This is a genomic window from Streptomyces sp. IBSBF 2435, assembly GCF_036815005.1.
Taxonomy (GTDB): Bacteria; Actinomycetota; Actinomycetes; order Streptomycetales; family Streptomycetaceae; genus Actinacidiphila.
This window is the reverse complement of the sequence record NZ_JAJSYW010000034.1, coordinates 1-18,393: the sequence shown is the minus strand read 5'-3', so window position 1 is coordinate 18,393 and position 18,393 is coordinate 1. Positions and strand designations below refer to the sequence as shown.

At 72.4% G+C, this 18,393-nt stretch carries 16 protein-coding genes and 2 pseudogenes; 8 read left to right on the top strand and 10 right to left on the bottom strand.

Going from position 1 to position 18,393, the window contains the following annotated elements; all coding sequences use genetic code 11:
* Nucleotides 1–48: 48 nt before the first annotated feature.
* A complete protein-coding gene (locus V7E46_RS09665; protein ID WP_333768030.1) occupies nucleotides 49–1,854 on the bottom strand; it encodes a RecQ family ATP-dependent DNA helicase in 1,806 nt (601 codons plus the stop codon).
* Between the two features lie 264 nt (nucleotides 1,855–2,118).
* Between V7E46_RS09665 and V7E46_RS09660 the strand changes: the two genes are divergently transcribed.
* Nucleotides 2,119–3,006 carry a DUF72 domain-containing protein gene (locus V7E46_RS09660; protein WP_333768029.1) on the top strand — a complete coding sequence of 296 codons (888 nt, stop codon included), beginning with the start codon at nucleotides 2,119–2,121 and terminating at the stop codon, nucleotides 3,004–3,006.
* Between the two features lie 94 nt (nucleotides 3,007–3,100).
* Here the strand turns inward: V7E46_RS09660 and V7E46_RS09655 are convergent, their stop codons facing one another.
* Nucleotides 3,101–4,129 carry a hypothetical protein gene (locus tag V7E46_RS09655; RefSeq protein WP_333768028.1) on the bottom strand — a complete coding sequence of 343 codons (1,029 nt, stop codon included), beginning with the start codon at nucleotides 4,127–4,129 and terminating at the stop codon, nucleotides 3,101–3,103.
* Nucleotides 4,126–5,598 carry a phenylacetate--CoA ligase family protein gene (locus V7E46_RS09650; protein ID WP_333768027.1) on the bottom strand — a complete coding sequence of 491 codons (1,473 nt, stop codon included), beginning with the start codon at nucleotides 5,596–5,598 and terminating at the stop codon, nucleotides 4,126–4,128. The genes V7E46_RS09655 and V7E46_RS09650 overlap by 4 nt, the downstream gene beginning before the upstream one ends.
* A gap of 327 nt (nucleotides 5,599–5,925) precedes the next feature.
* Here V7E46_RS09650 and V7E46_RS09645 point away from each other — a divergent pair.
* Nucleotides 5,926–6,150 (top strand): annotated as a pseudogene (locus V7E46_RS09645) (LLM class flavin-dependent oxidoreductase); the annotation flags it as partial.
* A 239-nt stretch (nucleotides 6,151–6,389) separates the two neighbouring features.
* Here the strand turns inward: V7E46_RS09645 and V7E46_RS09640 are convergent.
* Nucleotides 6,390–8,966 carry an ATP-binding protein gene (locus V7E46_RS09640; RefSeq protein ID WP_333768026.1) on the bottom strand — a complete coding sequence of 859 codons (2,577 nt, stop codon included), beginning with the start codon at nucleotides 8,964–8,966 and terminating at the stop codon, nucleotides 6,390–6,392.
* A 140-nt stretch (nucleotides 8,967–9,106) separates the two neighbouring features.
* Here V7E46_RS09640 and V7E46_RS09635 point away from each other — a divergent pair, with 140 nt between their 5' ends.
* Both V7E46_RS09635 and V7E46_RS09630 read left to right on the top strand, forming a co-directional pair.
* Nucleotides 9,107–9,301 carry a hypothetical protein gene (locus V7E46_RS09635; protein ID WP_333768025.1) on the top strand — a complete coding sequence of 65 codons (195 nt, stop codon included), beginning with the start codon at nucleotides 9,107–9,109 and terminating at the stop codon, nucleotides 9,299–9,301.
* Nucleotides 9,302–9,705: 404 nt separating this feature from the next.
* Nucleotides 9,706–9,951, top strand: a pseudogene (locus V7E46_RS09630) (LLM class flavin-dependent oxidoreductase); the annotation flags it as partial.
* A gap of 43 nt (nucleotides 9,952–9,994) precedes the next feature.
* On the opposite strand, the gene V7E46_RS09625 reads toward V7E46_RS09630, so the two are convergent.
* Entirely contained in the window at nucleotides 9,995–10,387 is a 393-nt protein-coding gene (locus V7E46_RS09625) for a type II toxin-antitoxin system VapC family toxin (protein ID WP_333768024.1), read from the bottom strand.
* Nucleotides 10,384–10,665: a hypothetical protein gene (locus V7E46_RS09620; RefSeq protein WP_333768023.1), complete on the bottom strand. Its 282-nt coding sequence runs from the start codon at nucleotides 10,663–10,665 to the stop codon at nucleotides 10,384–10,386. Before V7E46_RS09620 ends, V7E46_RS09625 begins: the two co-directional genes overlap by 4 nt.
* A 78-nt stretch (nucleotides 10,666–10,743) precedes the next feature.
* Here V7E46_RS09620 and V7E46_RS09615 point away from each other — a divergent pair, with 78 nt between their 5' ends.
* From V7E46_RS09615 to V7E46_RS09600, 4 genes are all read left to right on the top strand, one after another.
* Nucleotides 10,744–11,271 carry a hypothetical protein gene (locus V7E46_RS09615; protein WP_333768022.1) on the top strand — a complete coding sequence of 176 codons (528 nt, stop codon included), beginning with the start codon at nucleotides 10,744–10,746 and terminating at the stop codon, nucleotides 11,269–11,271.
* A 24-nt stretch (nucleotides 11,272–11,295) separates the two neighbouring features.
* Nucleotides 11,296–12,195 carry an LLM class flavin-dependent oxidoreductase gene (locus V7E46_RS09610; RefSeq protein WP_333768021.1) on the top strand — a complete coding sequence of 300 codons (900 nt, stop codon included), beginning with the start codon at nucleotides 11,296–11,298 and terminating at the stop codon, nucleotides 12,193–12,195.
* Nucleotides 12,196–12,279: 84 nt separating this feature from the next.
* Entirely contained in the window at nucleotides 12,280–13,098 is an 819-nt protein-coding gene (locus V7E46_RS09605; RefSeq protein WP_333768020.1) for an NAD(P)H-binding protein, read from the top strand.
* A 207-nt stretch (nucleotides 13,099–13,305) separates the two neighbouring features.
* Nucleotides 13,306–14,091: a VOC family protein gene (locus tag V7E46_RS09600; protein WP_333768019.1), complete on the top strand. Its 786-nt coding sequence runs from the start codon at nucleotides 13,306–13,308 to the stop codon at nucleotides 14,089–14,091.
* A 50-nt stretch (nucleotides 14,092–14,141) separates the two neighbouring features.
* On the opposite strand, the gene V7E46_RS09595 is transcribed toward V7E46_RS09600, so the two are convergent.
* From V7E46_RS09595 to cydC, 4 genes are all read right to left on the bottom strand, one after another.
* Nucleotides 14,142–15,044, bottom strand: coding sequence for an HAD family hydrolase (locus V7E46_RS09595; protein WP_333768018.1), 903 nt, complete (start codon nucleotides 15,042–15,044; stop codon nucleotides 14,142–14,144).
* A gap of 541 nt (nucleotides 15,045–15,585) precedes the next feature.
* Nucleotides 15,586–16,047 (bottom strand): DUF6344 domain-containing protein, encoded by a 462-nt coding sequence (locus tag V7E46_RS09590; protein ID WP_333768017.1) that lies wholly within the window; start codon nucleotides 16,045–16,047, stop codon nucleotides 15,586–15,588.
* A gap of 133 nt (nucleotides 16,048–16,180) precedes the next feature.
* On the bottom strand, nucleotides 16,181–16,471 hold the full coding sequence (locus V7E46_RS09585) for a hypothetical protein (protein WP_333768016.1): 291 nt from the start codon (nucleotides 16,469–16,471) through the stop codon (nucleotides 16,181–16,183).
* 142 nt (nucleotides 16,472–16,613) lie between these two features.
* The coding region (cydC, locus tag V7E46_RS09580) for a thiol reductant ABC exporter subunit CydC (RefSeq protein ID WP_333768015.1) at nucleotides 16,614–18,393 on the bottom strand (1,780 nt) is incomplete at its 5' end.

Genomic DNA, 18,393 nt, shown 5'->3' with positions numbered 1-18,393 from the left:
GGTCGCGCGGCCGGCGACGGCGGTCGAGCGTCATGCGTACCAGCGGTCTCAGCGGGTGGGATCGGGCAGGGCGGCGAGCAGGTGCTTGTCCGTCACGACGGCCAGCGACAGGGTGCGGTAGCCGACGGAGGTGAACAGCACGGTCAGCTTGCCGTCGCCCTCGCTCATCACCTCGCCCTCGCCCCACTGTTCGTGGCGCACCCGGACACCGGGCTGGTAGGGGTGGTCGGCTGTACCGGGGTGCGCGGGGCGTCCCGAGCCGGTGGAGGCGTGCCCCTTGGCGGGGGCGGAAGCGCCGCCGCGCCGGAAGCCGCGCCCGCGCGTGGAGGCGGGCGGGGCCGCGGGCGCCGCCGCGCGGTCGGCGGCCCGGTCGCGCACGCCCGGGCCGTCGAGAGCGCCGGCCGGCCCGCCGGGCGTCCTGCTGGTGCAGATGTCGCACGCCCCGCAGGGCGCGGACACGGTCTCGCCGAAGTAGCCGAGCAGGAAGCGGCGCCGGCAGTCGACGGTCTCGGCGTAGCCGCGCATCATCTCGACCCGGGACTGCTCCAGCTTGCGGTGCGTGGCATCGACGGCCAGCGCGTCCTGCACGGCGTCGTCGTCGGAGCCGGCCGCGCCGGTCCAGCGGCTGCCCTCGCGCCCGGTGCGTACCGCTCCCGCCTCCTCCAGCAGGTTCAGGACGGCCGACAGCCGGGTCGCGCTCAGGTCGCACTCCGCGCGCAGCTTCGTCGCACCCATCGCGCCCCCCTCCTCCCGCAGCCGCTCGGCGACCCGGCGCAGCGAGTCCGCGTCCGGCGCCCCGGAGGCGAAGAAGCGCTGGAGGCCCAGGTCCTTCTGCCGGTACGCCAGGATCGCCCTGGCGGGCGCCCCGTCGCGGCCCGCCCGGCCGATCTCCTGGTAGTACGCGTCAAGTGAGCCGGGCACCGACGCGTGCAGCACGAACCGCACGTTCGCCTTGTCGATGCCCATCCCGAAGGCCGAGGTCGCCACGACGACGTCCAACTCCCCGGCCAGGAAGCGGTCCTGTACGTCGCCGCGGTCGCCGGCCGTCCGGCCGGCGTGGTAACTCGCCGCCGCAAGACCGAGTTCTGACAGCTCCCGGGCGCAGGCGTCGGCGGCCCGGCGCGTCGCCGCGTACACGATCCCCGGCTTCTCCTCCACGGCCGCCCGCTCCACCACGAAGCGGTCCTTGGCCGCCTCATCCTGGAAGGCCGACACCTCCAGCCGGATGTTCGGCCGGTCGAAGCCGGCCACGATCTCCACCAGGTCGTTCATGCCGAGGCGTTCGGCGATGTCGCGTCGCACCGGGGCCGCCGCGTTCGCGGTCAGCGCCAGCACCGGCGGATTGCCCAGCCGTTCGCGGGCGTGGCGCAGCCGCAGATAGTCCGGGCGGAAGTCGTGTCCCCAGGACGACACGCAGTGCGCTTCGTCCACCACGAGCAGCCGGGGCTGCACGGCGGCGAGCCGGTCGAGCACATCGCCCTTGGCCAGTTGCTCGGGAGCGAGGAAGACCACGTCGACCGAGGAGGCGCTGATCCGGTCCCAGGCGTTCTCGTTGTCGCTGCGGCGCTGCGCCGAGTTGACCGCGGCTGCGCGCAGGGCGCCGGATCCGAGCAGGCTCTGCATCTGGTCGCGCTGGAGGGCGATCAGCGGCGAGACCACCACGACGGGCCCGCCGAGCAGCGCCGCCGGCACCTGGTAGATCGCGGACTTCCCCGCCCCGGTCGGCATCACGGCGATCACGTCGCGGCGCTTCATCACCGCTTTCATCGCAGTGAGTTGAGCCGGACGCAGGTGTTCCCAGCCGAAGACCCGGCGCGCGGTGCCGCGCAGCCGACGGGACGTGAGTGCGAACATGCTTCTCCTCGGTGGTCCGGGCATCGAACTGCTGTGCACCGGACGGCTACCCCGGCTCGCCCGGATATCGCCTCACGCGTCGCCGGCACCCGCGTCGCCGCCACCCGCGGAGCCGGGCGCGACGTCCCGACGTGCCGTCGCCTTCGCCACCCCGTCCCTGTTCCCGCCGCCGACGTCCTGAGCCGGCGCGAACGGAACGCCGCCGCCCGTACTGCCGTGAAGGACGCGGGCGTTGGCACCGCCACGCGGGGGAAGGCGGGCGTAATGGCAGAGATCCGGGTCGGCACATGCTCGTGGACGGACAAGGCGCTGGTCGCCAGCGGGTGGTATCCGGCGGGCCATCGCGACGCGGAGGGCAGGTTGCGGCACTACGCCTCGCAATTCCCGGTGGTGGAGGTGGACGCCACCTACTACGGCCTGCCCAGCACGCGCAACAGCCTGCTGTGGGCCGAGCGCACCCCCGTGGGCTTCCACTTCGATGTGAAGGCCTTCTCACTGCTGACCGGGCACCCGACGCAGCCAAACGCGCTGCCCGCCGACCTGCGACCGGCCCTCGCCCGGCGACGCGGCCCGGCCGGAACCGATCCCGGTCTGCTCGACGACGTATGGGACCGGTTCAGCGGGGCCCTCGAACCGCTGCGCCAGGCAGGCCGCCTGGGAAGTCTGCTCTTCCAGTTCCCGCGGCAGCTCGCACCGGGGAGGTCGGCGGCGGCCTTCCTGCGCGAGTGCCGCGAGCGCGCCGCCGGGTGGCCGGTGGCCGTGGAATTCCGGCACCCCGGCTGGTGGCGTGCCGAGCACATCGCCGCGACGACCGCGCTGCTGACGGAGTTGGACACCGCCGCCGTGGCCGTCGACATGGTGCAGACGCTTCCCACCTCCGTACCCCCGGTCGCGCAGGTCACCTCACCGCGCCTCGCGGTGGTGCGCTTCCACGGCCGCAGCACCGCCTGGGGCACGGGCACCAAGGAGGAGAGGTTCCGCCACTCCTACACGCCCGGGGAACTGTCCGAGTGGACGTCCCGCATCCGCGCGATGGCCGAGCAGGCGGAAGAGGTCCACGTCCTCTTCAACAACTGCTGCGCCGACGCCGCCGTCCGCGCCGCGCAGTCGATGCGTGGCCTGCTCGGCCTCCCGGCACCGGCCCTGACCTGAGCAAACGTTCAGTCAGGGACCGCACGTCAGACCCGGCGGATTCAGGCACGGACCGCAACGTCGGGCCTGAGCGGACGTCAGGCACGACCGCGCGTCAGACCTGGCGGACCACGGTGTCGGCGGTCGCTCCGCGACGGCGGGCCTCATGGTGCGCGCGGCCCGGGGACGCCGCCGTGCCGACGATGCGCCCGTCGTGAACGGCACACCAGGCGCCCTCGGGCAGATCCTCGGGGAAAGCGAGCGCCAGGGCCGCGCTCACCCGGGTGTCCGGCTCCGGGGAGCGGCGCGAGGCGGCCGGCGGGGCGCCGTCCCGCCAGGCGACGGTGCTGCGCTCGCCCCCCGCACGGCGGGACCACACGAGGTGCTGTGCCACGATCAGCGGACCCAGCGCGGTCAGCAGCGGGAAGCCGGACGTCAGCACTCCGGCGGCGAAGAGCACGCTGATCACGCTGGTCACGGCCACCCCGACCACCGCCGCTGTGAAAGCCGCCGCCCGACCGTAGGCCTTGGCCGCCACCAGGGGGAAGAGGACGAGCAGCAGCAGGTCCCCGAGGCCGACCGCCACCGGCTCGTGACCGCCGGTCAGCGCGAGAAGCGGCGCGAAGGGCCGCCCCCGCACCTGGGTGACGAAGTGCTCGGTGACCTGCGTCAGCGTGGTCGCCACCAGGTCGTAGCAGGTCAGCGCTCCCGCGAGCGCGGCCACATGGGACGACCGCATGCCGCTCTGCGCCCAGAGATTGGTCACGCCGACCACGGCGGCGGCGAGCAGCACATCGGTGCAGGCACGTACCCCGACATCGCTGCCGCCGACGGCGAAGGCGACGGTGGTGCCGGTCGCCGCGAGGGCCAGGCACCAGGCCCAGCGGCTCGGGCAGACCGGCGCCAGCGTGAACTGCACGGCCAGGCAGAGCACCAGGCCGAAGAGCGCCGAGTCGACCGCACCCGGCAGTGCGAGGTAGATCAGCGGGGCCAGCACGACGCCGACGCACAGCACGGCGATGTCGGCGGAGGCGTAGACGCCCACCGGCGGCCTGGGCATCCGCACCCGGGCCAGATACAGGCCCGCCCCGGCCATGAGCAGTGCCACGCAGCAGCTCAGCGCGACCATCGCGATCCCGTTCACGCGCCGCTCCCGGTACGTGCGCCGGCCGGGCGGACCGACTCGAAGTTCCGTTCGTGCAGGTCCGCGCGCAGCGCCCCGGTCGGCGGCATGAGCGAACGGTCGTCGTAGAGCACGATGCCCGCCAGCGGCAGCCCAGCCTCCGCGGCCCGCTGCTCCAGACCGGCCCGCAGCCTCGACGCGGGCAGCGAGCGGACCAGCACGTGCAGCAGGGCTTTCCCGTCCGGCTCCTCGGTCAGCGCGTATCGCGCCGGCAGCGGTACGTCCGGCTCGGCCTCGATCAGGTCGAGGACGCTCCTGGTCGGCACCGCCGCGCTGAGCGGACCGGTCCAGCGGCCCAGGACGGCGGACGTGGCCGGCAGGTGCGCCCATTCGCAGGTGGCGGCTTCCCCGGACGGCAGCCGGACCAGGTCACCCGTGGCGTACCGCAGCAGGAGGGTGCACTGCCGGTAGGGCACGAAGGGCGTGTGGACGACCATGCCGACGCAGCCGGGCCCGGCAGGCTCCCAGGTCTGCGGGTCGAGCACCTCCAGGTACCCGAACTCGGTGGTGTGGTGCAGATGCCCCTGCGAACAGGGCGTGCCGCCCGACGGCAGCGTCTCCGTCATCAGGTAGGAGGTGGACACCGGGGCGCCGAACGCCGCCTCGGCCCGCTCGCGCAGCGGGTCGGAGAGCACCTCGCCGCCCACCCCGATGCTTTCGAGGCCGAAGTCGGCGGCCCGCCACCCGCCCCGCTCGGCCGCCTCGACGAGCGCGGAGAGATAGGACGCGGACGCGCTGAGATGGGTGATCTGCAGCGCCTTGCCGGGCAGTCCGAGCGGCGCGGCGAGGCGGTCCAGCGCGAGCGCGGGGTCGATCGTCCCGAACTGGACGAACGAGGCGCCGACCCGGGTGGCCGACTCCTCGGCGGTCAGCAGCGGGAGGGTGGCCCGGGAGCAGCCCGCGTAGGCCACGGTGTGCCGGGGGCGCAGGCCCAGCGTCAAGGCCGCCGAGATGGTACTCAGGGCGATCGTCGTCTCCAGCTCCGCCCGCGAGAACCACACCGCGGTGGGCGTGCCGCTGGTCCCGGTGGTCAGCGCCATGAGCGCGGGCGGGACGGCGGCCGAGACGAACGCGGCGGGCATGCCGCGCAGGGCCTTCTTCGGGGTGATGGGCACCTGCGACCAGGTGTCGGTGTCGAGCCGGCCGGGGTCGATAGCCAGGTCGGCGAAGACCCGCTGGTAGTAGGCGGTGTGCCGGGCGGCGGCCCGCGCGGTCGCCTGCAGGCTCCTGCGGGTGACGGTACGCCGCACCTCGGGGTCCAGCTGGCCGGCCTGTCCGGGCAACAGGGACGAGTCGGCGCCGGGTTCGCCGAACTCGGCGAGGGTGGCGACCAGGTCGCGCGCGATCCGTTCGAGGTCCTGCGGCCGGATCTCCCGGTTGAGCAGGATCGCCATGCCGTAGCGGAGCTGACTCAGGGCGGTGCCGAACATGGGTCCTCCTGAGGCCTGGGCCGGAGTGCTCACCCGGCCCAGGCCGGGACCGTTCGTTCAGGCCATGTGCAGGAACATGGCGGCGGTCAACGTGCTCAGTGCGTACTTGAGGTAGTGCTTGACCATGATCGGACCTCCCTCCTGCGGCAACGGCCGATCAGGCCGCGCCCGCCCGTGATGGCGGCCCTTCCGGTCACCTCGACCAGCAGGGCAGCCGCAGTCTAATTAATCGAACGGACTGACGGATAGGGAATGAGGCACCGTCACATACCCATATTTGTCAGCGAATCGCTGCCGTAAATCCGCGCTTCCCCTCCGGCGCACGCCATCCGCCCCCGCCACCCGCGGGAGCCGGCCACCACCGACAACGACCCGCCCGCCGCTCAGCCGGGCTTTCATGCCGCCTCTGCCTATGGCCACCTGTCACGGCGGACCTTCCGGGACCGGACGTGGTTCGGGGCGGCGCCGACGCTGACGGCCGCCGCCGCGGCCACCTCCCGCATCCGCGTCGGGACGCTCGTGACGTCAGTCAAGCCGCGTTCATGCATCACGGGCTGAGCTGCGATTCTGCGGCTGATAAGCCGGGCCTATGCGCTGGACGGACCATGGCACTAGAAGCCACTTCCACAGCCTGGGCCGTCAACGCGGTGAGAACTCGTTCCCAGGTGCCTGCCGCAGTCGCTGCCGGTCGTGGGCCCCGCACCAGTTGCTGTACGGCGCGATCCACCGCCACTGCGAGTCCAATTGACCATGTATCCGATCCGATGATCAGATGATCCGCACGAAACGGCCTAATGCCGCACCCGGTATCGGAATCCGAAGTAGGTGACGGACTCCAGATCGTCGTATTCGCCGGCCAGCACCGATTCGTGCAGGGGGCGGGCCCAACCGGTGACGCCCGGGCCCCGGCAGCCTGGGATGTGCTCGCCCGCCGTCTCGTGGAGTAGCGACGGGATCCTGTCTGTCTCGGGACCACCCTGGGCCGCGTACGCCTCCTGCACCTGCCGCAGTGCTGCGGCCCCCGCACCCGTGTCCCCCAGGGCGAGGTGGGCATGACCTAGGTTGAGCAAGGCACCGACTGCGACGACGCGGTCGCCGCCCTGACCGGACAGCGAGAGTGCGCGGATCGCGCAGTCCAGGGCCGGTTCGGCGTAGCACTGGGGGCAAATGGCTAGGTAGAGGGCGGCGAGATCAGTGTAGATGACGAGTTGGCAGGTCCGGTTGTCGCGTTCAAGGGCGATCCGCAGGGCGTGGCACAGGAGCCAAATGCCGCAGTTTCCGTAGGTGACCGGGTTCCAGCCCATGAGGGTGAGCGCGAGGTTCACGAGTGCGCTCAGCCGGATGTCGGCGTAGGCACCTTGGCGGCTGGTGCCGAGGATGGAGAGGACCCTTACCAAGGTGTCGGCGGCCTCGGCGTGCCGGCCGAGCATACGCTGCGCGTCGCCCAAGGCGACGCGCGCCTGGGCGGCTCCCAGCTTGTCCCCTTGGGAGTGGCAGATGTCCAGGTCGGCCCGGTGGTTGGACGCGGCGTCGTGGTAGCGGCCGAGTTGGAAGTGGGCGAGGCCCAGGTTGTGCAGTGCTCTGCCCCGGGATGGTTCGTTCGGAGCGAGCAGCGCTGCGCGTTCCAGGTGGGGCAGCGCCTCGTCGGACCGATGGTCTTGCTGGTAGGCGTTGCCGAGGTTCGAGGATGCCATGGCGAATTCGTACGCACCCAGGTCTTTTGCCCGCTTCAGAATCGCTTCGGCTGCGGTTGTCCACTCCCGGCCGAGCCCGCGGAACTCCCAGTATGTCGACATATAGCTGGCCAGGTGCACCGCTTCGCGATGCCGGCCGTGTTCGCATGCTGCCACCAAGACTGCGGCGACACCGCGGTGTTCGGTGTCCAGCCACTCGACCGCCTGACGCCGGTCCTTCTCACGGCGTGTGCTCTGGGAGATGCTGCGGCAGACCGCCGGGACGCGCCGCCGGTAGTGGTGTAGCACCCGGTCCAGAGCGGCACCGTAGTCTCCGGGCGCTACCTGTTCGGCCGCGTACAGGCGCAGGAGGTCGTGCATGTCCCAGCGGCCGTCCGGCCGTCTGCGCAGGAGGTGGCGCCGGACCAGGCCCGCAAGCATGCGGTAGGTCTCGTGGGCGCCGCGGTCGAGACCGACGGCCGCCGTTTCCTGCCCGATGTCCGGGGCGGGCAGGGATCCGATCAGCCGGAAGGCGCGTTGGAGTCCGTCGGTGAGCCGGGCGAGGGACAGGTCGAAAGCGGCGCGCACTGCGAGCGGCCGGCCGTCGGCGTCCACATCGTCATAGCTGAGCAGGCCGAGCCGGGCGTGCGCCCGGGAGAGGGCCTTGGCCTGGTCGGCGAATGAACGGTAGGGGTCGTCGCGCAGTTGTGCGGCGGTGATGCGCAGGGCCAGCGGCAAAGAGCCGCACAGCTCGGCGATCCGGCGGGCGGCGTCGGGCTCGGCCGTCACCCGGTCGTCGTCAGGGCGCGCCCGGCGCAGTGCCCCATCCAGCATCAGAACCGACTCTTGGTCGGACAGCGAGTCGAGCCGGACGACGCGGGCCGAGGGGAGTGCCGAAAGCGTGTCGCGGGACGTGACGAGCAGCCGGTGCGGCGGATGGGGTGCCAGTCCTGTCAACTGCTTCGCGGACGCGGCATTGTCCAGCACGATCAGCACCGGCGGCCGTCCGGCGAGCAGGGAGCGCAACGCCCCTGCCCGCTCCGCCGCCGGCGGCACCGCACGTCGACCCAGGTCACGCAGTAGGGCCCCGGCGGCGTCGGCGGCGTCGAGCGAGGCGTCCGGGCTGAAGCCGCGCAGATCGACGAAGAGCACGCCGCCGGGAAACCAGCCCGCCCGGTGAGCCCGGTCGGCGACATGAACTGCCAGTGTGGTCTTGCCGACCCCGGCCATCCCGGCGGTGACGAGCACGCCCCCTGCCAGACTGCTCGGCTCCAGAAAGCCAAGGAGTTCGTCGACCTGGCCATCGCGCCCGGTGAAGTCCGCGATGTCGGCGGGCAGCGTCTGCGGACCTACCGGCTTCCTGGGCGCGCGGGGCGGTTCCTTCCGGGGTCGGCCCCCGCGCTTCTCGGCGGCCCGCTGGTCGTTGGCGTTCCTCAGCAATTGGCTCCACGCGCCCTCGCTGCGCTTGGTGACCTGCACTCCCCGCTCGGCGGCCATCTGCTGGAGGACGTCCACGAGCGTGAGGAAGACGGGCGAGCCCGACTTGGGCAGGCTCTGCCGGAGCAGCCAGGGATTGACCGTGGACAGGCTGACGGGTCTGCCGAGCCTCTTGGCGCACCGCCGCCCCACCAGCGCCTCCCGAGGAGGGCTGCCTGCCGCTACGTAGAGGTGCGCCACCTCGGCCAGCAGCCGCACCGCCAGGTCCTCCGCCCCCGGTAACCGGGTTCCGCCCACACACGCCTCCGGAAAACTCTGCTCACCGCAGCTGACCAGACTATTAGTGCTTCCCGCTCACTCCTGCACGTTGCCGGAAACCCGCCGTTGGCCGGAGAAAGATGCCTCCGCCCAATGACCGCCCGGAGGCAGCCGTGCACCCGTCCCTGATCGCCCTGATCGCCGTCCTCGCCGGCACCGTGCACGCCACGACCATCGCCGTTGCTGCGCTCACCTCCCTGGCTGCGCGCAGCCCGCACCGCCGCCGCGACGCACGCAAGACCCTGCGCCTGCTACTTCTTTCACCCCGCCGGTAGGGGCTGAGTCGGGTGATTCCCGTTCGTCGGCCAGGTCGCCCCGGCGCGGCGGGTTGGCAGTCAAGGAGGCGCCAGGCTCCGCCTCCGCCCTCTGCGGCTGCAGGGGTGCTCACGGTGGAGGCTGACCCGATGTCGTCCGCGTCGCGCCGCTGCCCATCGTGGTGGTACAGCCGGTTCCTGACCGTGGTCCCGCCCACGTTCCGCTCCGTAGCCGAAGCGGCGGGTCGGCGAGCCCCGGGAGAAGAGGCTCGCGGCCGCCGCGGCCCTTCGATACGACGACAGGCTCAGCACGGCGAGGTGACGATGTGCGCTTCCTCGGCTGGGTGTCGGACGGCCGACGGATCCTCAGGCGCGGAGGCGACGTCGACCGTGGCACGAGTACGGAACCGGCATAGGCTCAAGCCATGCATCTGAGCACTGTGATTCTGCCGATCTACCGTTGGGCCGACGAGGGCCGTGAGGTGTGGGGGCGGGCCGAGGAGCTGGGCTTCGAGGCCGCGTACACCTATGACCACCTGTCGTGGCGGGTGCCGTTCCGGGACCGGCCGTGGTTGGGGGCGGTGCCGACGCTGACGGCCGCGGCCGGGGTCACGGAGCGGATGCGGCTCGGGACGACGGTGACCTCAGTCAAACCGCGTTCACGCATCACGGGCTGACCTGCGGGTACTTTCTTGGTGCCTGCGCGTGCAAATGTCAGATCGGCTCGATTGCGATGCGCGGATGGCAGAGCCGACGCAGGTCGTCCGCGTCGCTGGTCACGACCGTCACATCGCCATGTTCCGCGTGTGCGGTGGCAGCCAGCATGGCGTCGATCGCGTACTTGTGACCATGCAGGCCTTCGGCGGCCAGAATTTTGCTCGCGGAGCGGGCGGTCTCTTCGGTGATCGGTCGCACCTTGGTGAGGGAGACCGCGAAGTCGAATGCCGCCTGGGCGACCTTGGGATCGCGCGCCTCGACGAGGGTTGCCGCACTGGTCACGATCAGCAGGTCTAGGCTGCGAGCCACGTCCAGCCAGACCGTCATGTCCCTGTGCCGCCTCGACAGCTTGGACAGGGCCTCGCTGTCCAGGACGAGCGTGCCGCTCACGCAGCGTCCGCCGGCGTAGCCTCGCCACGGTGAGCCGCGTGGTGAGCCCTGATCCTCTCCGCCCGCGCCGCTACCTCGGCCTGGTCGACGGGACCGTGCTCAGCCTCGTACTCCGCGATGTACTCGTCCACGGCCTCACGCTGGAGCTGGCGCTGCACGGCTTCCTCGATGTACGAGGACACACCCTGCTTGCCCGCGCGCGAGCGAATCGCCTCCAGTGTCTCCGCGCGCAGGGAGACGCTGGTGACCCGGGTCTTGCCGGAGCGGGGAGTATCCATGGCACCCAGTGTAGTACATAGCGTGTGAACTACGGGCGACTCTCTGTCGCCGGGTCGGTCAACACGGGTGGCCCCCACGTGCGGAGCGAATACGTGCCTTTCCACTTTTCCTTCGCCGACCCTTCGCCGGAGGCCCTCGCGCGTGTGCGCGCGGTGCCACGTGGACATCTTGAGGACGAGAAGGACTACTACATCCTGGCCTTGGTGGCATGCGGTGTTCTGGACGGGACAGACGCTGCCTTCCGCATCCGCGGCTTCGGCCGGGACGACTGGGCGTTCGACGTCGGTTACGACATGTCGGCCTTTGTGGAGGAGTTGCCGCGCCTGATCAACGCTTTGCGTTCCGGCCGGGAGGTGGAGCTGGATCTCTACTCGCAGGGGGTTGAGCGCACCTTGACCTTCAGCCCCGATGGCGATCGGGTGCTCATCAGGTGCGTCTCGCGTGCTTCTTGGGTGCCGCAGCCGGAGGTCGAGGTTTGCGATGCCGGTGATCTGCTGGGCATGTGCGTGCGGCTTGCCCACGATTTCGCAGGGGCCGTAAGCGCGGTCGCCCCCGCCATCGCCCGACTGGAGCCGTTCGAGCGTTGGCGGCGCGGGAAGGTTTGACGGGCGGCCCGTATCGTCGTCCTCATGCGTCTGAGCACTGTGATTCTGCCGATCTACCGCTGGCACGTGCAGGGGCGGGAGGTGTGGCGGCGGGCCGAGGACCTCGGCTTCCATGCTGCCTACACCTACGACCACCTGTCGTGGCGGACGTTCAGGGACAGGACGTGGTTCGGAGCGGTGCCGACGCTGACGGCGGCCGCCGCGGCCACCTCCCGCATCCGCGTCGGGACCCTCGTGACGTCGCCGAACTTCCGGCATCCGGTCACGCTCGCGAAGGATCTGATGTCGATCGACGACATCTCCGGCGGGCGGCTCGTGCTGGGGATCGGGGCCGGCGGGACCGGGTTCGACGCGACCGCGCTCGGGCAGGAGCCGTGGACGCCGCGGGAGCGGGCGGACCGGTTCGCGGAGTTCGTCGCGCTGCTCGACCGGCTGCTGACGCAGAGCGCGGTCAGCGAGCGCGGGAGGTACTACGCGGCTGAGGAGGTGCGGAACATCCCCGGGTGCGTGCAGCAGCCGCGGCTGCCCTTCGCGGTGGCGGCGACCGGGCCGCGCGGCCTGCGCCTGGCGGCGCGGTACGGGCAGGCCTGGGTGACCACCGGGGACCCGGCGCTGTTCGAGAGCGGGACGCCGGCCGAGTCGCGGGCGGCGGTCCGCGGGCAGATCGAGCGGCTGGGCGAGGCCTGCGCGGCGGCCGGGCGGGACCCCGGCGAGCTCGACAAGATCCTGCTCACCGGCTTCACGCCCGACCGGAACACCCCGCTGGAGTCGGTCGGCGCCTTCGTCGACTTCGCGGGGCGGCACGCCGAGCTGGGCATCACCGAGATCGTGCTGCACACCCCGATCCCGGACTCGGACTTCGCCACCGACCCCGAGGTCTTCGAGCGCATCGCGACGGAGGGCCTGGCGCAGCTCAAGGGGTGAGCGCCATTACTATCCTCTAGGTACCTACTATCTCCACGATGTTAGCTTCGCCGGGTCAACGGGACATCGGACCTGGGAGTGATCATGATCGTAGTGACCGGAGCGACCGGAAACGTCGGACGGCAGGTCGTGGACGCGCTCGCCGCGGCGGGCGAAGAGGTGACGGCGGTGTCGCGCCGGGACCCGGGCGCGGCCACCGCCGGCGTCCGCCACCGGCAGGGCGACCTGGCGGCGCCCGACAGCCTGCGGCCCGCCTTCGACGGCGCCGACACGCTCTTCCTGCTCGTCGCGGGCGACGACCCGCACGCCGTGCTGGACGCGGCCAAGACCGGCGGCATACGGCGGGTGGTGCTGCTCTCGTCGCAGGGCGCAGGGACGCGGCCCCTGGCGTACGCGCACCCGGCCGGCTTCGAGGCGGCCGTACGGGACTCGGGCCTGGACTGGACGGTGCTGCGTCCGGGCGGGTTCGCGTCCAACGCGCTCGCCTGGGCCGAGCCGGTACGCACCCGGCGGACGGTCTTCGCCCCGTTCGGCGACATCGCGCTGCCGGTGATCGACCCGGCCGACGTCGCGCAGGCCGCCGCCACCGTGCTGCGCGAGGACGGCCACGCCGGGCGTACGTACGAACTCACCGGGCCCGCAGCGCTCTCGCCGCGGCAGCGGGCACAGGTGATCGGCGAAGCGGTGGGCGAGCCGGTGGCCTTCGTGGAGCAGAGCAGGGCCGAGGCCAGGCAGCAGATGCTGCGCTTCATGCCAGAGCCCGTGGTGGACGCCACCCTCGGCATCCTGGGCGAGCCGCAGCCGGCCGAGCAGGCGGTGACGTCCGACGTCCAGCGCGTGCTGGGCCGGGCGGCGGGTACGTTCGCGGGCTGGGCGGCCCGGCATGCCGCCGCCTTCGGCTAGGGCGCCGGCCGGCGGTGCGCCCCCCCCCGCGGCCGAGGCACGGCGGAGGCGCGGCCCCAAGGGGCCTTCGGGTCGCGTTCGGGTCGCGGGAGTGCCGGGCGGCGGGGAGGGTGGTCTATCGGGGGCGTGGCCACCCGGTCGTCCGGCCGGGGTGGCGGCAAGTACCGGGACCCCCGTGGCACCCCGGACCACCCATGGAGGCGCCAGATGCCCGAAGTCACCGGCCCCTACGAGCCCGGCACACCGTGCTGGATCGACCTCATGGTGCCCGATCAGCAAGCCGGGCTGGACTTCTACCGTGATCTCTTCGGCTGGCAGGGCGAGATCGGACCGGACGAATTCGGCGGATATTCGGTCTGTACGCAGAAGGGCAAGCCGGTCGCCGGCCTGATGAAGGCCATGGAGATGGGCGATCGGCCCGCGCCGCCGGTCGCGTGGACCACGTACTTCTCGGCGACCGACGCGGACGCGGCCGAGGCCAAGGTGACGGCCAACGGCGGCACGGTGGTCATGCCGGCCTCCGACGTCATGACGCTGGGGCGGATGTTCATCGCCGCCGACCCCTTCGGCGCGGTGTTCGGCGTGTGGCAGCCGAAGGACTTCAAGGGCGCCGAGATCGTCAACGAGCACGGCGCCCTGGTCTGGAACCAGCTGCACAGCCCCGATCCGACGGCTGCCGGCGAGTTCTACTCGGCCGTGCTCGGCCTGACCGCGGGCCCGATGCCGGAAATGCCGGAATTCACCGGCTTCCAGGTCAAGGGCCGCACCATCGGCGGCGTCATGAGCATGGACAACCTGCCCGACGGCACCCCGCCGCACTGGCTGGTCAACTTCGCGGTGGACGACACCGACAGCGTCGTCGATGCCGTCGTCCGGGCGGGCGGGTCGCTGATCACACCGCCGTTCGACATGGACAAGGTCGGCCGGATGGCCGTGGTCCAGGACCCGCAGGGCGCGGTCTTCGCCATCGTGGCCGCCGAGAGCCAGGCCTGAGCCAGGCCTGAGCCAGCGCGTCCGTACGGCCCCGGCCGTACGGCGACCGCTCAGTTGTGGCGGGCCGCCACGATCCGCTCGATCACCCGGGCCACCCCGTCGTCCTCGTTCGCCACCGTCCGGTGGGTGGTGGCGGCCAGGACGTCGGGGTGCGCGTTGGCCACCGCGTAGGACGTACCGGCCCAGCCGAGCATCGCGAGGTCGTTCGGCATGTCGCCGAAAGCGACGACCTCGGCCGCCGACACCCCGCGCTCCGCGCAGCACCGTGCCAGCGTGGTGGCCTTGCTGACCCCCGCGCCACTGACCTCCAGCAGCGCGTAATGACTCGACCGGGTGATCTCGCCGTGCTTGCCCGCCACCGCGAGAGCCGTCGCCAGGAATTCGTCCGGGTCGATCGTCGGGTGCTTGGCCAGCAGTTTCAGCAGTGGCTGCGCCCGGTCCTCGGCGAGCAGCACCTCGACGGGTGCACGCGACGCGCCGTCGGGCTCGACAGCGGCGTAACCGGGCTCGCGCCGGAAGTCGTCGGCGCGCTCGACCGCGAAACTGGTGCCGGGCAGCGCGGAGCGCAGCGCGTGCGCGACCGCGAGCGCGTCGTCCTCGGGCAGCGGAAAGGCCTCGATCAGCCGGTGCGCACGCAGGTCGTAGACCGCGGCACCGTTGGCGAGGATCGCCATTCCGTGTCCTGCGAGGTGTTCGGCGACCACACCCATCCACCGGGCCGGGCGCCCGGTGACGAAGAAGACCTCGATGCCGGCCGCCTCTGCGTCGGCCAGCGCGGCGATCGTACGCGGCGACACGGACCGGTCGTTGCGCAGCAACGTTCCGTCCAGGTCGGTGGCGATCAGCCGCGGCGAGGATACGGCGAAGTCGTCGTGTGCGTGGGGCTGCGGGTGCGCGCCGGAGGAACGGGACGGCCCGCCGGGGGCACCGATGGCTGAGGTCACAGGACCCATCCTCCCGTATCCGCCGCGCTCGTCCCGCACAAAGGTGCGGATCCGCGCTCAGCCGAGCCGGGTGGGCCGGGTCGCTACGCCCTCGATGTGACGTTCTGGGCCGGTCGTCGCCGCCGCGAAGAGGCGCCGTGCTGACGCGGGGGCGTACGCCGACCGGGGTGGTGCGCTGGTCCGTACTGGCGGTGAGGTCCGTGCGTGCAGCCGTGCGCGGGTCCGCAGGCGGGGTGGTGGTGCGCCGGTCCGTTCGAACACGGGCCAGCCGGTCCGCAGGTGCGGAGGTGCACAGATCCGTACGAGCCCTGGCCCGCCGGCCCGCGGAAGCGGTGGTCCGCAGATCCGGTCACGCAGTCGCCTGCCGGACGGTGCGAGCCCTGGTCCGCCGCGCGGTCCGGGCGCCGGTCCCCCGGAAGGTACGAGCACCGGTTCGCCGCTCGGTACGAGCCCCGGTCCACCGGTCCGCAGAAGCGGTGGCCGGCCGAGCCGCACGCGTACCGGTCCGCTGATCCGCACGTGCCGTGGAGCGCGTGAGGCACCGCGGTCGTCATCCGCACAGCGACCGCTCGCGGCGGCGGGCGGTGCGGTCCGCCGCGTCGTGCTGGTCGGCGGCGGCCACAGCGGCCGCTGCCGCGGCGACGGCGTCACCGAGGCCGTCCATGGACGCGGCGACACTGCGGGCGCTGGGCGACGTGCCGTGCGCCTCGGCCCTGATCCGCTGCTTCATCGTCGGCGGCAGCGAACGTCCGCGCTCGGATGACCGCTGCGCGGGCAGCAGGACCCGGCCGGCCGGAATCGGTGGCGGAGCATACCCGCCCCTCTGCGCGGCTGCCGCGCTCGCGGAGGCGGCGACGGCTTGCGCCGGTACGGTGGCGGAGTCGGCGATCCGCCCGGACGCGGCGGCCTTCGTACGGACCGGGGTCGCGAAGCCCAGCGCGGCGACGCACTTGATGAGCACGCTCAGGAAAGCGCCCCAGAACGCGGTGATACGGGGAGTGATAGGAGCCATGACCTCTCTCGTTTCCTTATCGGTCGAAGTGACTAATCCGATGATGAGGAAACGAGCACGGATTGTCCGGAACCGCACCCCGAGAACGCGGATTTTCCGACCAACGCCACCCGTCCGGCGTAATCCGGGCAGGTCAGCGGCCCAGACTGGCCAGACCTGTCTGCAAATCGTCCATGGACATCACCGGCCGCAGATCGACTTTCGCACCGGCGTGGAAGAAGGGTTCGAGGGCCGGCGGCATCTGCGCGCTGTCCTTCATGTCGAAGACCATGTAGCAGCACCGGTCGCCTTCGGCGGCGGTGAAGTAAGCGGACTCCGGGCGTAGATCCTCGACCACTTCCTGCATCATCTTGGACATCGTGCCGTCCGTCACCGACTGGTTCGCGGTCGCGGTGTCCATCCTCGCGCTGAGCAGCATGCGCATGGGGTCTCCTCCATTCGGCGGCACGCGGCCGGCGCTCTGCGCCCTGCGCACGCAAGCGAAACCCCGGTCACGCCCCTGCTTCCAACGTCCTCCCGCCCCGGCGCGCCCGCAACCGGGGCCGCTGCCCCGCCTTCCCGGAGCATCAGACCGCGGCGGGCACCCTCGGCGCGGTCCCGGGCCGGGCGAAGGCGTCGGCGGCCTGTTCGCGTTCCAGGGTGCGGCGGAAGGGGCCGTCCGCGGCGGCGAGTTCGCGGTACGTGCCGCGCTGGACGACCCGGCCCGCGTCGAGCACGACGATCTCGTCCACGGCGTCGCCCGCGAGCCCGGCCAGCCGGTGCGTGATCAGCAGCGTCGTGCGGCCGTGGTCGCGCGTGGCGGCGAGCAGGTCGGCGGTCAGGGCGTCGGCGGTGGCGATGTCCAGGTGTTCGGCGGGCTCGTCCAGAATCAGGACCGGGAAGCCGGCCAGTAGCGCGCGGGCCAGCGCGAGCCGCTGCCGCATGCCGCCGGACAGCCGGGCGCCGTGCTCGCCGACGGCCGCGTCGAGGCCGAGGTCGAGACGGGCGGCGGCCAGTGCTCCGCGCAGGTCGTCGTCGGTGGCGCCGGGGCGGGCGAGCCGCAGGTTCTCCCGGACGGTGCTGTCGAAGACATGTGCGTCCTGCGCGCACAGGCCGACCAGCCGGCGTACGTCATCGCCGTCGCACTCGTCCGCGGGCCGCCCGCCCAGGGTGTACGTCCCGGACTCGGCGTCCAGGAACCGCAGCAGTACGTGCGCCAGTGTCGTCTTGCCGGCGCCCGACGCGCCGACGACCGCGATCCGGCGACCCTCGGTGAGGGTCAGGCCAACACCGTCGAGCGCGGCGGACGTACGGCCCGGGTGGCGGGCGGTCAGTCCACTCACCACCAGGGGGAAGGGCGAGGCGGGCGGCGCCGCCGGATGCTCGGGCTCGCGCACCGGAAGTGGCGCGTCGAGCACGTCGTTCACCCGTTCGGCGGCCCGGCGGCTGCGCTGCCGCTGCTGGGCGGCGAGCGGCAGGCCGTTGACGGCCTCGAAAGCGGCGAGCGGTGCCAGCAGCAGCACCGCGAGCGCCACCCCCGGCAGGTCGTGCGCGGCCACCGCCCGCACCCCGACGTAGCCGCACGCCGTCACCGTCAGCCCGCCGACCAGCGTGGTCAGCCCGGCGCCCAGCGCGGTGACCGCGGCGGACCTGGCGGCGACCGCGGTGAGCGTACGGTCGGCGTCCGCGGCCTCCTGCCGACGCCGGTCCAGCGCACCGGCGACCGTCAGCTCGGCGGTGCCGGTGAAGAGGGCCAGCACCCTGGCGGACAGCTCGCCGCGCGCCGGGGCCAGCCGTGCCTCGGTGCGGCGCGCGACGGCCGCGGCCAGCAGCGGTACGGCGACGCCGGCCACGAGCAGTCCCGCCCCGAGGACGACCCCCGCGGCGGGCAGCAGCCATCCGGCGAACGCCGCCGACACCAGCACCACCAGGCCGGCGGTGAGCGCGGGCTGCAGCCACCGCAGGTAGTGGTCCTGGACCGCGTCCACGTCCGCGACCAGCCGGGAGAGCAGGTCGCCGCGCTGCCGTTCACGCAGGCCCGCGGGCGCCAGGCGCTCCAGCCGCCGGTAGACCGCGACCCGGACACCGGCCAGCGCCCGGAAGACCGCGTCGTGCGCGACCAGGCGCTCCCCGTAGCGGAAGACCGCCCGCCCGATACCGAAGGCCCGGGTCGCGGTGACCGCCACCATCAGATACAGCACGGGCGGCTGCTGCGAGGCCCGGCTGATCAGCCACCCCGAGGTCGCCATCAGCCCGACCGCGGACAGCAGCGCCAGCCCGCCCAGCCCGCAGGCCGCGGCGAACCGCCCGCGGAAGCCGCGTACCCGCCCCATCGCCGGCAGACCCCGTACCCCGGCGGCCCACGCC

Coding starts and splice junctions, on each gene's coding strand:
- V7E46_RS09665 (WP_333768030.1), bottom strand. CDS start 1,854: ATGTTCGCACTCACGTCCCGTCGGCTGCGCGGCACCGCGCGCCGGGTC.
- V7E46_RS09660 (WP_333768029.1), top strand. CDS start 2,119: ATGGCAGAGATCCGGGTCGGCACATGCTCGTGGACGGACAAGGCGCTG.
- V7E46_RS09650 (WP_333768027.1), bottom strand. CDS start 5,598: ATGTTCGGCACCGCCCTGAGTCAGCTCCGCTACGGCATGGCGATCCTG.
- V7E46_RS09635 (WP_333768025.1), top strand. CDS start 9,107: ATGCCTCCGCCCAATGACCGCCCGGAGGCAGCCGTGCACCCGTCCCTG.
- V7E46_RS09620 (WP_333768023.1), bottom strand. CDS start 10,665: ATGGATACTCCCCGCTCCGGCAAGACCCGGGTCACCAGCGTCTCCCTG.
- V7E46_RS09610 (WP_333768021.1), top strand. CDS start 11,296: ATGCGTCTGAGCACTGTGATTCTGCCGATCTACCGCTGGCACGTGCAG.
- V7E46_RS09605 (WP_333768020.1), top strand. CDS start 12,280: ATGATCGTAGTGACCGGAGCGACCGGAAACGTCGGACGGCAGGTCGTG.
- V7E46_RS09600 (WP_333768019.1), top strand. CDS start 13,306: ATGCCCGAAGTCACCGGCCCCTACGAGCCCGGCACACCGTGCTGGATC.
- V7E46_RS09595 (WP_333768018.1), bottom strand. CDS start 15,044: ATGGGTCCTGTGACCTCAGCCATCGGTGCCCCCGGCGGGCCGTCCCGT.
- V7E46_RS09590 (WP_333768017.1), bottom strand. CDS start 16,047: ATGGCTCCTATCACTCCCCGTATCACCGCGTTCTGGGGCGCTTTCCTG.
- V7E46_RS09585 (WP_333768016.1), bottom strand. CDS start 16,471: ATGCGCATGCTGCTCAGCGCGAGGATGGACACCGCGACCGCGAACCAG.